Annotated in this window: 13 protein-coding genes; 5 read left to right on the top strand and 8 right to left on the bottom strand. The window is 68.4% G+C overall.

All coding sequences use genetic code 11. The features are described from left to right. Positions 1-36 precede the first annotated feature (36 nt). A complete protein-coding gene (locus ASG28_RS05410) occupies positions 37-1,635 on the bottom strand; it encodes an ABC-F family ATP-binding cassette domain-containing protein (protein WP_043594996.1) in 1,599 nt (532 codons plus the stop codon). A 148-nt stretch (positions 1,636-1,783) separates the two neighbouring features. On the opposite strand from ASG28_RS05410, the gene ASG28_RS05405 reads away from it, so the two are divergent. Then, positions 1,784-2,389, top strand: coding sequence for a biotin transporter BioY (locus tag ASG28_RS05405; RefSeq protein ID WP_055972828.1), 606 nt, complete (start codon positions 1,784-1,786; stop codon positions 2,387-2,389). Positions 2,390-2,484: 95 nt separating this feature from the next. Here the strand turns inward: ASG28_RS05405 and ASG28_RS05400 are convergent, their stop codons facing one another. The 5 genes from ASG28_RS05400 to sufB are packed head-to-tail and all read right to left on the bottom strand — an operon-like array spanning position 2,485 to position 6,596. Then, a complete protein-coding gene (locus ASG28_RS05400; RefSeq protein ID WP_043594998.1) occupies positions 2,485-2,817 on the bottom strand; it encodes a metal-sulfur cluster assembly factor in 333 nt (110 codons plus the stop codon). Positions 2,818-2,819: 2 nt separating this feature from the next. Continuing rightward, positions 2,820-3,605 (bottom strand): Fe-S cluster assembly ATPase SufC, encoded by a 786-nt coding sequence (gene sufC, locus ASG28_RS05395; protein ID WP_055972824.1) that lies wholly within the window; start codon positions 3,603-3,605, stop codon positions 2,820-2,822. A 13-nt stretch (positions 3,606-3,618) separates the two neighbouring features. After that, entirely contained in the window at positions 3,619-3,951 is a 333-nt protein-coding gene (locus ASG28_RS05390; protein WP_082059966.1) for a non-heme iron oxygenase ferredoxin subunit, read from the bottom strand. Continuing rightward, positions 3,951-5,177, bottom strand: a complete 1,227-nt coding sequence (sufD, locus tag ASG28_RS05385; RefSeq protein ID WP_055972821.1) for a Fe-S cluster assembly protein SufD — start codon at positions 5,175-5,177, stop codon at positions 3,951-3,953. The genes ASG28_RS05390 and sufD overlap by 1 nt, the downstream gene beginning before the upstream one ends. Then, complete coding sequence (gene sufB / locus ASG28_RS05380) at positions 5,178-6,596, bottom strand: Fe-S cluster assembly protein SufB (protein WP_055972817.1); 1,419 nt, start codon at positions 6,594-6,596, stop codon at positions 5,178-5,180. Positions 6,597-6,894: 298 nt separating this feature from the next. Here sufB and ASG28_RS05375 point away from each other — a divergent pair, with 298 nt between their 5' ends. Continuing rightward, positions 6,895-7,863: a COX15/CtaA family protein gene (locus ASG28_RS05375; RefSeq protein WP_235477570.1), complete on the top strand. Its 969-nt coding sequence runs from the start codon at positions 6,895-6,897 to the stop codon at positions 7,861-7,863. 18 nt (positions 7,864-7,881) lie between these two features. Here the strand turns inward: ASG28_RS05375 and ASG28_RS05370 are convergent, their stop codons facing one another. Next, complete coding sequence (locus ASG28_RS05370; protein WP_055972816.1) at positions 7,882-8,316, bottom strand: GNAT family N-acetyltransferase; 435 nt, start codon at positions 8,314-8,316, stop codon at positions 7,882-7,884. Positions 8,317-8,320: 4 nt separating this feature from the next. Continuing rightward, positions 8,321-9,244 carry a heme o synthase gene (locus ASG28_RS05365; protein WP_055972812.1) on the bottom strand — a complete coding sequence of 308 codons (924 nt, stop codon included), beginning with the start codon at positions 9,242-9,244 and terminating at the stop codon, positions 8,321-8,323. 283 nt (positions 9,245-9,527) lie between these two features. On the opposite strand from ASG28_RS05365, the gene tkt reads away from it, so the two are divergent. Genes tkt through ASG28_RS05350 form a run of 3 tightly spaced genes read left to right on the top strand, consistent with a single transcriptional unit; the run spans position 9,528 to position 14,366 of the window. Beyond that, positions 9,528-11,621 carry a transketolase gene (gene tkt, locus ASG28_RS05360; protein ID WP_054146095.1) on the top strand — a complete coding sequence of 698 codons (2,094 nt, stop codon included), beginning with the start codon at positions 9,528-9,530 and terminating at the stop codon, positions 11,619-11,621. A gap of 25 nt (positions 11,622-11,646) precedes the next feature. Further along, complete coding sequence (tal, locus tag ASG28_RS05355) at positions 11,647-12,774, top strand: transaldolase (protein ID WP_054146094.1); 1,128 nt, start codon at positions 11,647-11,649, stop codon at positions 12,772-12,774. After that, complete coding sequence (locus ASG28_RS05350) at positions 12,771-14,366, top strand: glucose-6-phosphate isomerase (RefSeq protein ID WP_055972810.1); 1,596 nt, start codon at positions 12,771-12,773, stop codon at positions 14,364-14,366. Before tal ends, ASG28_RS05350 begins: the two co-directional genes overlap by 4 nt. Positions 14,367-14,402 lie beyond the last annotated feature (36 nt).

Below are 14,402 nucleotides of genomic sequence, written 5' to 3'. Positions count from 1 at the left end.
GTGGCCGTGGCGCCGGACCGGGTCACGCTGGGGTGATCACGCCAAGTTGATCAGGTCGGAGTAGTCCGGGGTCCAGTGGTCCTCGGTGCCCTCGGGCATGATCAGCACGCGCTCGGGATTCAACGCCTCGACGGCACCCTCGTCGTGGCTCACCAGGACGACGGCGCCCTCGTAGTTGCTCAGCGCGTCGAGGATCTCGAGGCGGCTCGCGGGGTCGAGGTTGTTGGTGGGCTCGTCGAGCAGCAGGACGTTCGCCCCCGAGACGACGATCATCGCCAGAGCCAGCCGTGTCTTCTCGCCGCCGGACAGCACACCGGCCGGCTTGGCCGAGTCGTCGCCGGTGAAGAGGAACGAGCCCAACACTCGCCGCGCCTCCATCTCGGTGATGTTCGGTGAGGACGACACCATGTTCTCGAGCACGCTGCGCTTGACGTCGATGGTCTCGTGCTCTTGGGCGTAGTAGCCGACCCGCAGCCCGTGACCCGGCTCGAGCTGCCCCGTGTCGGGAGCGTCGACCCCGGCGAGGATGCGCAACAGGGTCGTCTTGCCGGCACCGTTCAGGCCCAGGATGACGACCTTCGAGCCACGGTCGATGGCGAGGTCGACGGCGGTGAAGATCTCGAGCGACCCGTAGCTCTTCGACAGGTTCGAGGCCATGAGGGGCGTCTTGCCGCACGCCACCGGCGTCGGGAAGCGCAGCTTGGCCACGCGGTCGACCGCGCGGACCTCGTCGAGGCCCGAGAGGAGCTTCTCGGCTCGTGCCACCATCTGGTGGGCCGCTGCGGCCTTCGACGCCTTCGCGCCGAAGCGGGCCGCCTGCTTCTGCAGGGCCGAGGCCTGCTTCTCGGCGTTGGAGCGCTCTTTCTTGCGGCGCTCCTCGTCGGCAGCACGCTGCCGCTGGTAGTTGCGCCACCCCATGTTGTAGACGTCGATGGCCTGTCGGTTGGCGTCGAGGTAGAAGACGCGGTTGACGACCTCCTCGACGAGTTCGATGTCGTGGCTGATGACGATGACGCCGCCCTGGTAGGTCTTCAGGTACTCGCGGAGCCAGACGACCGAGTCGGCGTCGAGGTGGTTCGTGGGCTCGTCGAGGATCATCGTGTCGGCGGCCGAGAACAGGATGCGGGCCAACTCGATGCGTCGGCGCTGACCACCCGACAACGTCGACAAGGGCTGGTCGAGGATGCGGTCCGGCAGGCTGAGGTTGCTCGCGATGGACGCGGCCTCGGCCTCGGCCGCGTACCCCCCGAGGGCGTTGAACTGGTCGTCGAGATCGCCATAGCGCTTCATGGCGCGGGCGGCGACGTCGGGATCGGGGTCGCCCATGGCGAGGGTGGCTTCCTGGATGCCGAGCAGCAGCTGGCCGAGACCCCGGGCGTCGAGGATGCGCGTCCGGGCCAGGTCTTCGGGGTTGCCGCTGCGGGGGTCCTGCGGGAGGTAGCCGATCTCGCCGGAGCGCTCGATCTTGCCGCCCGTCGGGAGGGTCTCGCCGGCCAGCGTCTTGGTCATGGTCGTCTTGCCGGCGCCGTTGCGGCCGACGAGGCCGATCTTGTCGCCCCGGTCGACCCGGAACGAGACGTCGGCCATGAGGAGGCGCGCGCCGACGCGGATCTCGAGATCGTGCACGGAGAGCACAGCAGATGTCCAATCGATTGGTGAGGAGTCCACAACGGGGCCCGGAAGGGGGCCGCCCATAGGATGGGGACGTCGTGTGGAGAGGGTCGCAGCACTGCGCTGCCGACCAGCCGCTCGGCCGATCAACCTACCCATTCTAGGAGTCCCCATGACGAACACTGCCGCATCGACCTCACGGCCGGTCCTCGCCGACCGTCTGGTGGCCCGGGGCGCCGCCACCGACGTGGCCCTCGTCCTCGGTGGGGTCGCCGTCGTCTCGGCCCTCGCGCAGGTGCAGGTGCCGCTCTGGCCGGTGCCCGTCACGGGACAGACGCTCGGCGTGATGCTCGTCGGCGCCTCCCTCGGCGCCCGTCGCGGCGCGCTCTCCTTGGCCACCTACCTGGTGCTGGGTGTCGCCGGGTTGCCGATCTTCGCCGAGTTCTCGGGCGGCCCCCTCAGCGTCCTCAAGCCGAGCTTCGGCTTCGTGATCGGATTCGTCGTGGCGGCTGCCGTCATCGGCTGGCTGTCCGAGCGGGACTGGGACAAGAAGTGGTGGCGCTCGGCGGCCGCCTTCTTCCTGGCGAGCCTCATCCCCTTCGCCGTGGGCCTTCCCTATCTGGCGGTCGTGCTCGGATCGCTGGGTCTGCCGAACGACCTGCCGAGCGTCCTCGCGGCCGGGCTGTACCCGTTCATCGTCGGCGGCATCGCCAAGTGGCTGATCGCGGCGGGGGCCCTGCCCCTCGCCTGGCGTGCGCTGATGCGCATCGGTGACTAGCGCCTCCTGCTCCCCGGCGTGATCGTCGAGGACGCACGACGAAGCCCCGCCCCTCTCGGAGGGGCGGGGCTTCGTCGTCGTGTCGACGGGAGGGTTCAGATGGAGAACCCGATGGCGCGCATCATGTCGCGACCGTCGTCCGTGATGCGATCGGGACCCCACGGCGGCATCCACACCCAGTTGATGCGGAAGGCGTCGACGACGCCGTCGAGGGCGTTGGCGGTGTCCCCCTCGATGACGTCCGTCAACGGGCAACCCGCGCTCGTCAGCGTCATGCTGATGATGAGCGCGTTCTCGTGCTCTTCGTCCATCGCGAGGTCGTAGATGAGCCCCAGATCGACGATGTTGACGCCCAGCTCGGGGTCGACGACCTCTTTCAGCGCCTCGATGGTCTGATCGAACTTCTCGGGGCTGAGTGCGACGGCCACGGTCAGACCGCCTGGGTCGCAGCGGCCTCGGCGGCGGCGGCCGTGACGTACCGGTCGTAGCCCTCGTTCTCGAGGCGGTCGGCCAGCTCGGGCCCACCCTCGTCGGCGACGTGGCCGTCGACGAACACGTGGACGAAGTCGGGCTTGATGTAGCGCAGGATGCGCGTGTAGTGCGTGATGAGCAACAGGCCGAGCCCGGTGTTGGCCTTGGCACGGTTGACGCCCTCGGACACGATCTTCAGTGCGTCGACGTCGAGACCGGAGTCGGTCTCGTCGAGGACGGCGAACTTCGGCTTGAGGAGCTCGAGCTGCATGATCTCGTGTCGCTTCTTCTCGCCACCCGAGAAGCCTTCGTTGACGTTGCGCTCGGCGAAGGCCGAGTCCATCTTGAGGGCGTTCATCGACTCGCGGAGGTCCTTGATCCAGCCGCGGATGGCCGGAGCCTCGCCGTCGAGGGCGGTCTTGGCCGTGCGGAGGAAGTTCGAGACCGTGACGCCGGGGATCTCGACGGGGTACTGCATGGCGAGGAAGAGCCCCGCCTTGGCGCGCTCGTCGACGCTCATCTCGAGCACCTCGCGACCGTCGAGCAGGATGGAGCCCCCGTCGACGTTGTAGCGGGGGTGGCCGGCGATCGTGTAGGCGAGAGTCGACTTGCCCGAGCCGTTGGGGCCCATGACGGCGTGGATCTCGCCCTCGTTGATGGTGAGGTCGACGCCCTTGAGGATGGGCTTGGGGCCGGCGTCGGTGTCGATGCTGACCTTGAGGTCGCGGATCTCGAGAGTGGACATGCGTTCTGTTCCTTTACTGTGCGGCGCCGGTGGAGGTCGAGGTGGTGTCGACGTACACCTCGCCGTCGATGACGGAGACCGAGAAGACCGGTACGGGTTCGTAGGCGGGCAGCGTGAGCGGCTTGCCGGTGGTGAGCTCGAACTTCGAGCCGTGGGCCCAGCACTCGAGGGTGTCGTCCTCGACGAAGCCCTCGGAGAGCGAGATGTCGCCGTGGGTGCAGGTGTCGCCGATCGCGTGGATCGTGCCGGCACTGTCTTTCACGACGGCGATCGCCACACCGTCGACGACGACGCGGTGCGCTTGGGAGGGGCTGACGTCGTCGACGCCGCAGACCTTCGTCGCCATCAGGCGACCGTCTCGGTCGACGTCGCCTCGCCTGCGGCCAGTTCGACCTCGATGGCATCCACCAGCCGGGCCTGCAGGTCGGCGTCACCGATCTTCTGGATGACCTCGACGAGGAAGCCGAGCACGACGAGGCGACGTGCCTCGTGCTCGGAGATGCCGCGCGACTGGAGGTAGAAGAGGTGCTCGTCGTCGAAGCGACCGGTCGCGCTGGCGTGACCCGCGCCCTCGATGTCGCCGGTCTCGATCTCGAGGTTCGGGATCGAGTCGGCACGCGTGCCCTCGCTCAGCACCAGGTTGCGGTTCTGCTCGTAGCTGTCGGTTCCCGGTGCCGTCCGCCCGATGAGAACGTCACCGATCCAGACGGTCCGGGCGCCGGCACCCTGGAGGGCACCCTTGTAGTTGACGCGGCTCCGCGTCTTGGGGGCGTCGTGGTTGACGTAGACCTGCTGCTCGAGGTGCTGGCCGGCGTCGGCGAAGTAGACGCCGTAGAGCTCGGCGTCGGCACCCTGCTCGGCCAGGTGGGCCGACGGGTTGACCCGGACGACCGAGCCGCCGAGGCTGACGACGAAGTGCTTGAGCTGGGCGTCGCGACCGATGCGCGCGTGGTGGCTCGCGAGGTGCACGGCGTCGTCGTCCCACTCCTGCAGGGTGACGACGGTGAGGTGCGCGCCCTCGTCGACGACGATCTCGACGTTCTCGACCAGCTGCGCCGACCCGGTGTTGCGGAGGACGACCATGGCCTGGCTGTTCGCCTTGGCGTGGATCAGGGTGTGACCGGCCCGTGGCTCGCGATCGAGTCCCGAGCGTCCGATGGTGATCGCCGACGGCTCGTCGCCCTCGAGCGTCACGGCCAGCACCTTCTCGGCACTCGACCACGCGTTCGCCGCGGCCTTGTCTTCGGGCGTTCCGGCCGTGCCGACCCGAGAGTCGCTGCGATCGATCCATTCGACCGTGGCGCCGGGCGTCTCTCGAGCCAGGTACGCGTAGGGCGAGCCGTCGAGGTCACCGTCGATCAACGGACGGAGGCGCGACACCGGGCTGAGCTTCCAGTCCACCTCGCGACCGGTCACGTCGGGGAACGCCGCGGGGTCGACCGAGGTGAACCGCTCGGAACGCGTCTGCACGGGCACGAGGCCCCAGCCGCCGTCGCTGTGGGCACCGGCGCCGTGCTGGACGCCCGGCGTGGTGGTGGACTCTGGTGTGGTGGTGGGTGCTGCGGCGGACATCTAGCCGACTGATCCTTCCATGCTCATCTCGATGAGCTTGTTGAGTTCGAGCGCGTACTCCATCGGGAGTTCGCGGGCGATGGGCTCGATGAAGCCACGGACGATCATGGCCATCGCTTCGTCTTCGGCCATGCCGCGCGACATGAGGTAGAAGAGCTGCTCTTCGCTGACCCGCGACACGGTGGCCTCGTGGCCCAGTTGGACGTCGTCGACCCGGATGTCGATGGCGGGGTAGGTGTCGGAACGAGAGATCGTGTCGACCAGCAGGGCGTCACAGCGGACCGTGTTGGCCGCGTGGTGGGCCGCTTCGTCGACACGCACCTCGCCGCGGTAACCCGCGCGACCGCCGCCTCGGGCGATCGACTTCGAGACGATCGAGGACGTCGTGTAGGGCGCCATGTGGATCATCTTCGCGCCGGCGTCCTGGTGCTGACCGGGGCCCGCGAAGGCGACGGACAGGGTCTCGCCCTTGGCGTGCTCGCCGACCAGGTAGATCGACGGGTACTTCATCGTCACCTTCGAGCCGATGTTGCCGTCGATCCACTCCATGGTCGCGCCCTCGTGGGCGATCGCCCGCTTGGTGACCAGGTTGTACACGTTGTTGGACCAGTTCTGGATCGTCGTGTAGCGCACGCGGGCGTTCTTCTTCACGATGATCTCGACCACGGCCGAGTGCAGGGAGTCGGACTTGTAGATCGGGGCCGTGCAGCCCTCGATGTAGTGGACGTAGCTGCCCTCGTCGGCGATGATCAGCGTCCGCTCGAACTGACCCATGTTCTCGGTGTTGATGCGGAAGTAGGCCTGCAGCGGGATCTCGACGTGGACGCCCTTGGGGACGTACACGAACGATCCGCCCGACCAGACGGCCGTGTTCAACGCGGCGAACTTGTTGTCGCCGGCGGGGATGACGGTGCCGAAGTACTCCTGGAAGAGCTCGGGGTGCTCGCGCAGCGCCGTGTCGGTGTCCATGAAGATGACACCCTGCTGCTCGAGGTCCTCGCGGATCTGGTGGTAGACCACCTCGGACTCGTACTGGGCGGCGACGCCCGCCACGAGGCGGTTGCGCTCGGCCTCGGGGATGCCGAGCTTCTCGTAGGTGTTCTTGATGTCGTCCGGCAGCTCGTCCCAGGTGGTCGCCTGCTTCTCGGTCGAGCGCACGAAGTACTTGATGTTGTCGAAGTCGATGCCCGACAGGTCGGCGCCCCACGTCGGCATGGGCTTGCGCTCGAACAGCGTCAGGCCCTTCAACCGGTTCTTGAGCATCCACTCGGGTTCGCTCTTCAGGTTCGAGATGTCGGTGACGACCTCGGGTGACACCCCTCGGCGCGCCGAGGCGCCCGCGGTGTCGGAGTCGGACCAGCCGAACTCGTACTGCCCCAGGCTCGCGAGCTCGGGTCGATCGATCAACACGTCTGACATGACTACCTCTTTCTCTGCCGGACCGAACACGGGTCGGCCGAACGGCATTCCCCGGGGGTGGAGCGGCCCGGTTGCTCGCCCTGCGAGTCGAACACACCGGCTGTCGCCGCTCCGCCGGACGACGCTCGACGTGATCGAGTCGTCAGGTGACGTTGCTTAGACTGGTGGTGAAGGCCGTGCACCGCTTCTGCGGATCTCACGGTCTTCGGATGTCTCCGTCGACACCCTGCCGGGTCGTGTTCCTGAACCCGTTGATTCTACAGGGCCGACCGCCGAAAGTGACGAAAGGCAGCAAGTCGTGAGCAACGCACAGGTGGGCGCCACCGGAGTCCTGACCCGAGCCTGGTCGTGGCTCCCCACGACCGTCGACCGCCGGGTCCGTTTCATCGCCTGGGCGTCGTTCGTCTGTCAGGTGCTGTTGATCGGCACGGGAGGCGCGGTGCGGCTCACGGGATCGGGCCTCGGCTGCCCCACCTGGCCCCGGTGCACGGCCGACTCGTTCGTCAGCACGCCCGAGATGGGCATCCACGGCGTGATCGAGTTCGGCAACCGCCTGCTCACCTTCGTGCTCACCCTGGTGGTCATCCTCGCCTTCCTCTTCGTGCTGCGGATGCGCACGGTCCGCCGCGACTTCTTCTGGCTCACCCTCGTCCAGGGCCTGAGCATCCCCTTCCAGGCCGTGCTCGGGGGCATCACCGTCCTCACGGGCTTGAACCCCTACATCGTCGGAGCCCACTTCGTCGTCTCGATCGTCCTTGTCGCGCTGACCACCACGTTGCTCTGGCGGGTGTACCGCGGGCCCCGGGGGCACCACGCGGCGACGCCGCGGGGCTACGCGCGGCTCGTCCACGTGGCGGCGGCCGTCGTCGGCGTCACGGTGGTCGTCGGCGTCCTCACGACCGGCTCCGGCCCGCACGCCGGTGACGCGGCCACGCCCCGCAACGGTCTCGACCCGGCGATCATGGACCACGTCCACAGCTGGCCGGCCTATGCCACCCTCGCCCTCACCCTGGCCGTCGTCGTCTGGACGATCAGGGCAGGCCTCCCCCGACGATTCCCCTTGGCCCTGCTCGGTGTCGAGCTCGTGCAGATCGCGGTCGGCATCACCCAGGCGCGCACCGGACTGCCGCCCCTGCTGGTCGGCAGTCACATGGTGCTGGCCGCGCTGCTCGTCGCCGCGACGACCGCCGTCATGCTCTCCCTGCGCAACGACCAGGCACCGGACGAGGTCGAGCCGATCGTCGAGGCGGCCGCCGTCCGCGCCTGACGGACGCGACCGTGGGGTCTACTCGCGACGCATGACGGTGTCGACGTCGTCCTGGTCGACGACGACGAATCCCGTGCGCTCGTAGAGCGACACGGCACGACTGCCGGTGAGCACGTCGAGGGTGATCGACCCCGTGGTGACCGAGCCGATCGCCTCGGTGAGCAGGGCGGTCCCGATGCCGCGACCTCGCGCCTCCTCGGCCAGGTAGAAGTGACGGAGCCAGGTCGTGTCGCCGTCCGGGTGCAGGGCGATGCAGCCGAGGAGGCGCTGGTCGCCCTCGACGACGCGCGTCTCGTCGGCGACGAACTCGCGCACGAAGCGAGCACGGTGGCGGGGCGGGTTCCAGATGCCGAGACGCTCGAACTCGGGCCTCAGGACGACGAGCTTCAGATCGGTCAGTGGTCCGACGTCGTCCGGGCTCGCCGGACGGACCGTCCAGTCGAACGTGCTCACCGGGCTAGAACGGGAGGAGGGGGTCGACGCCTACGGCGACGAACAGCAACGTGAGGTACGTGATCGAGCTGTGGAAGACACGCATCGGCCGGACCTCGGCGACCTGCTGGATGGCACGGCTGTAGAGCCGGTGTGACTCCCACACGAACCAGGCGCCGCTGGCCAGGGCCACGACCGTGTAGAGCGTGCCCATGCCGGCGACGGGCACGAGGATCAGGGAACAGACCACGGTGGCCCAGGCGTAGAGGATGACCTGCAGGCCGACGATGGACCGGCCGCGCACCACGGCGAGCATCGGGACGTCGGCCGCGGCGTAGTCGTCGCGGTACTTCATCGACAACGGCCAGTAGTGCGGCGGCGTCCAGAGGAAGATCACCATGAAGAGGATGACGGCCGACCACGAGAGGTCGTTCGTGACGGCGGCCCAGCCGATGAGCACGGGCATGCACCCGGCGATGCCGCCCCACACGATGTTCTGCGGGGTGCGGCGTTTGAGCCAGAGCGTGTAGACGACGACGTAGAACAGGATGGCGCCGAGCGAGAGTGCCGCCGAGAGCAGGTTCACCGTGAGGGCGAGCCAGACGATCGACGCGACGCCGACCACGTACGAGAAGACGAGCGCCTCGCGGTCGCTGACGTCTCCCGTGACGAGCGGCCGACCCTGCGTGCGCTTCATGATGCGGTCGATGTCGCGATCGATGTAGCAGTTGAAGGCCGAGGCCGAGCCGGCGCTCAGGGCGCCGCCGATCAGCGTCGCCGCCACGAGCCACAGGTTGGGGATGCCGCCCTGGGCCAGGAACATCGTCGGCGCCGTGGTGACGAGCAGGAGCTCCATCACGCGGGGCTTCGTGAGGGCGACGTACGCCCGAGCCTTGCGACGGAAGCCCCGGGGTGACGTGTCGGGGCGGATGTCAACGGCTGCGGTCATGAGTCCTCTAACGAGACGAACGGTTTGCCCAAGGAGTCTAGGCGATGAACGTCGACGCTGACGGCGAACCCTCGGCCGGATGCGGACGGGCGGAGGGGGTTCGTCCCTATACTTGCAGGTGCTTGCCAGTCGCACGCCCTCTCGGTCCCGAGTCACCGGACGAACCGTCCCGATCCCCGCCCCCAGCGTGTGTGCGACCCAGCCGACGACGTCTCGGCAGGCGCACGTCAGCGCGGGAGCGAATCGACCCCGCGCAGTTCGCATCAAGAAGGGTCAACTTCCAGTGGCAGATCTGCAATGGGAATCCATTGACAACAAAGCAGTAGACACGGTCCGCGTCCTCGCGGCCGACGCGGTCGAGAAGGTCGGCAACGGCCACCCGGGCACCGCGATGAGCCTGGCGCCCGCCGCCTACCTGCTCTTCCAGAAGGTCATGCGTCGTGACCCGAGCGACAGCACCTGGATCGGTCGCGACCGGTTCATCCTGTCCGTCGGCCACAGCTCGCTGACGCAGTACATCCAGTTCTACCTGGGTGGCTACGGTCTCGAGCTCGACGACCTCGAGGCCCTGCGCACCTGGGGCTCCAAGACCCCCGGCCACCCCGAGTACGGCCACACCGACGGCATCGAGATCACGACCGGCCCGCTGGGCCAGGGCTTCGCCAGCTCGGTGGGCTTCGCCTACGCCGCCCGCTTCGAGCGTGGCCTCTTCGACCCCGACGCCGCGCCCGGCACGAGCCCGTTCGACCACTTCGTCTACGTCATCGCCGGTGACGGCGACATGCAAGAGGGCGTCACGAGCGAGGCCGCGTCGCTGGCCGGCCACCAGAAGCTCGGCAACCTCGTCGCCATCTACGACTCGAACCAGATCTCGATCGAGGACGACACCAACATCGCCTTCACCGAGGACGTCCACAAGCGCTTCGAGTCCTACGACTGGGACGTCCAGGTCGTCGACTGGAAGAAGACCGGCGAGTACGTCGAGGACGTCGCCGAACTGCACGACGCCATCGAGAAGGCCAAGGCCGTCACCGACAAGCCCTCGCTGATCATCCTCAAGACGATCATCGGCTGGCCCTCGCCCAAGAAGCAGAACTCCGGCAAGATCCACGGTTCGGCCCTCGGAGCCGACGAGGTCGCCGGTCTGAAGTCGGTCCTCGGCTTCGACCCCGAGAAGTCGTTCGACGTCGACCCCGCCGTCCTCGAGCACACCCGCAAGGCCGTCGAGCGCGGCCAGGCCCAGCACGCCGAGTGGGACGAGAAGCTCGCCGCCTGGGCGTCGGCCAACCCCGACAAGAAGGTCATGCTCGACCGCATCCTCGCGAACGAGCTGCCCGAGGGCATCGAAGAAGCACTCCCCGTCTTCGAGGCCGGCAAGGACGTCTCCACCCGCGCCGCGTCGGGCAAGGTCATCAACGCCCTCGCCGGTGTCGTGCCCGAGCTCTGGGGCGGCTCGGCCGACCTGGCCGAGTCGAACCTCACGACGATCACGGGCTCGAAGTCGTTCGTGCCGACCGAGTGGTCGACCGACGAGTGGAGCGGCGACCCCTACGGTCGCGTGCTGCACTTCGGCATCCGCGAGCACGCGATGGGCGCCATCCTCAACGGCATCACGCTGCACGGCAACACGCGCCCGTTCGGTGGCACCTTCCTGATCTTCAGCGACTACATGCGCCCCGCGGTCCGTCTCGCGGCACTGATGAAGTCGCCTGCGATCTACGTCTGGACCCACGACTCCGTGGCCCTCGGCGAGGACGGCCCGACCCACCAGCCGATCGAGCAGCTCGCCTCCCTGCGGGCGATCCCCGACCTCGACGTCGTGCGTCCTGCCGACGCGAACGAGACGGCCTGGGCCTGGGCGACCATCCTCGAGCGCCACCACGGCCCCGCCGGCATCGCGCTCAGCCGTCAGAACCTGCCCGTCTTCGAGCGCGGTACCGGTGACGCCGAGGGCGACACCTTCGCGTCGGCGAAGAACGTCGCGAAGGGCGCCTACGTCCTGGCCGAGGCGCCGGGCGGAACGCCCGACGTGATCTTCGTCGCCACCGGCTCCGAGGTGCAGATCGCCGTCGAGGCCCGTGAGGTCCTGCGCGGCGAGGGCATCAACGCCCGCGTCGTCTCGGCTCCGAGCATCGAATGGTTCGACGAGCAGAGCGACGAGTACAAAGAGGCCGTCCTCCCGGCCGCCGTCAAGGCCCGCGTCTCGATCGAGGCCGGCGTGGCCATGCCGTGGCGCGGCATCGTCGGCGACGCCGGTCGCAGCGTGTCGATCGAGCACTTCGGTGCCTCGGCCGACTACAAGACGCTGTTCAAGCAGTTCGGCATGACGACCGAAGCCGCCGTCGCCGCCGCCAAGGACTCGATCGCCGCTCTCTGAGCGTCGACAAAGGAAGAAGAAGAACATGACTGATTCGAACACCGCACAGCTCTCCGCCGCCGGCGTGAGCATCTGGCTCGACGACCTGTCGCGCGAGCGCATCAACGCGGGCGGCCTGCAGAAGCTGATCGCCGAGCGCAACGTCGTCGGCGTCACCACCAACCCCACGATCTTCGCCTCGGCTCTGGCCAAGGGCGAGGCCTACGACGACCAGGTCGCCCTGCTCGCCAAGACCGGTGTCAGCGTCACCGACGCCGTCTTCGAGATCACGACCGACGACGTCACCCGTGCCTGCGACATCTTCCGCGAGGTCTACGACACGACCGACGGCTTCGACGGCCGCGTCTCGATCGAGGTCGAGCCGGGCCTGGCACACGACGCCCAGGGCACCATCGACCAGGCGGTCAAGCTGGCCGCCAAGGTCGGTCGCCCCAACGCCCTCATCAAGATCCCGGCGACCGTCGAGGGTCTCGAGGCCATCACCGCCGTCATCGCCCAGGGCATCAGCGTCAACGTGACGTTGATCTTCAGCCTCGAGCGCTACCGCGCCGTCATCAACGCGTACCTCACGGGTCTCGAGCAGGCCAAGGCCGCCGGCATCGACATCACCGAGATCCACTCGGTCGCCTCGTTCTTCGTGTCGCGCGTCGACACCGAGATCGACAAGCGCCTCGACGCCGTCGGAACGGACGAGGCCAAGGCCCTCAAGGGCAAGGCCGGCGTGGCCAACGCCCAGCTCGCCTACGAGGTCTACCAGCAGGCCTTCGACACCGAGCGGGCCAAGGGCCTCCTCGCTGCCGGTGCCAACAAGCAGCGCCCCCTCTGGGCCTCGACCGGCGTCAAGGACCCCGCGGTCCTCGACACCACCTACGTGGTCGAGCTCGTCGCCCAGGACGTCGTCAACACGATGCCCGAGAAGACGCTCGAGGCGACCTTCGACCACGGTGAGATCCGTGGCGACACGATCAGCGCCTCCTACGCCTCGGCCAACGAGACCATGGACGCCATCGCCGCGCAGGGCGTCTCGTACGACGACGTGACCGAGACCCTCGAGAAAGAGGGCGTCGAGAAGTTCATCGTGTCGTGGAACGAGCTGCTCGACACGGTCACGGCGGCCCTCGAGGCAGCCAAGCCCGCCGGGGAGTCCAAGTGACCATCACCATCGCTGCCAGCGGAGACGCGGCACAGGCGGTCGAGACGGTCGTCCCGCAGCTCGTGAGTGACCTCGTCGCCTCGGGAATCACGGCTCAGAACCCCACCCTGTGGGGACCTGACGCCGAGGACGAGTCGGCCAAGCGGCTCGGCTGGACCGAGGCCGTCGTGGTCTCGACCCCGCTGCTCGACGAGATCGACTCGTTGCGCGACGAACTCGCCGCCAAGGGCGTCGACCATGTCGTGCTCGCGGGCATGGGCGGTTCGTCGCTCGCGCCCGAGGTCATCACGCGCACCTACGGCGTCGAGCTCACCGTGCTCGACGCCACGGAGCCCGGCCAGGTCCTCACTGCTCTCGCCGACCGTCTCGAGCGCACCGTGCTCGTCGTGTCGTCGAAGTCGGGCTCGACCGTCGAGACGGCCAGCCAGCGCAAGACGTTCGAGAAGGCGTTCACCGACGCCGGCATCGACCCCGTCGAGCGCATCGTCGTGGTCACCGACCCGGGTTCGCCCCTCGACGGCCAGGCTCGTGAGGCCGGTTACCGCGTCTTCAACGCCGACCCCAACATCGGCGGGCGCTACTCGGCCCTCTCGGCGTTCGGCCTCGTGCCGTCCGGCCTCGCCGGTGCCGACATCCGCGAGCTGCTCGCCGAGGCCGACGCCGTCACGGTCGAGTTGGCTCAGGACCGTGCCGACAACCCCGGCCTCGTGTTGGGCGCCGTGCTGGCCGGGACCTCCCCGCTGCGTGACAAGATCGCGATCGTCGGTGACGGCACCCACATCGTCGGATTCCCGGACTGGGCCGAACAGCTCATCGCCGAGTCGACCGGCAAGCAGGGTCGCGGCCTGCTCCCCGTGGTGATCGGCACCTCCGCCCCCGAGATCACGGCGGGTCTGCACGACGTGCAGGTCGTCCGTCTCGTGGCGAACGCCGACGAGACCCGTGAGGTCGCTCCCGGCGAGGTCGAGATCTCGGGTTCGCTCGGCGGCCAGATCATGGTCTGGGAGTACGCCGTCGCTGTGGCCGGGCGTCTGCTCGACATCAACCCGTTCGACCAGCCCGACGTCGAGTCGGCCAAGATCGCGACGCGTGCGCTGCTCGACGACCGTCCCGAGCCCACTCCCCCGGCCTTCACGGCCGAGGGCGTCGAGGTCCGCGAGGTCGGAGGCGTCGAGTTGGGTGACACGCTCGAGTCGGCCGTGGCCGCGCTGCTCTCGCACCTGAGCGACGACGGTTACCTCTCGATCCAGGCGTACGTGGACCGCGTGGCGAACCCGCAGCTCGAAGAGATCCGCGACCTGCTCGCGGCGCGCACGCAACGTCCGGTCACCTTCGGGTGGGGGCCGCGCTTCTTGCACTCGACGGGCCAGTACCACAAGGGCGGCCCCGCCAACGGTGTCTTCCTGCAGATCACGCAGGTGCCCGAGACGGACCTCGAGATCCCGGACAGCCCGTTCACGTTCGGGCAGCTCGTGCAGGCACAGGCCGCCGGTGACGCGAAGGTCCTGGCCGAGCACGGTCGTCCCGTGCTCACGCTGACGGTGACCGACGTGGCCGCCGCGCTGCCGGTCATCACCGCCGCACTCCGCTGAGCCGAAAGGGCCGGCGTCCTCACGGGCGCCGGCCCT

Source organism: Frigoribacterium sp. Leaf415 (genome assembly GCF_001424645.1).
GTDB lineage: Bacteria > Actinomycetota > Actinomycetes > Actinomycetales > Microbacteriaceae > Frigoribacterium.
Note: the sequence above shows the minus strand (reverse complement) of the source record. Positions and strands in the feature narration are given on the sequence as shown.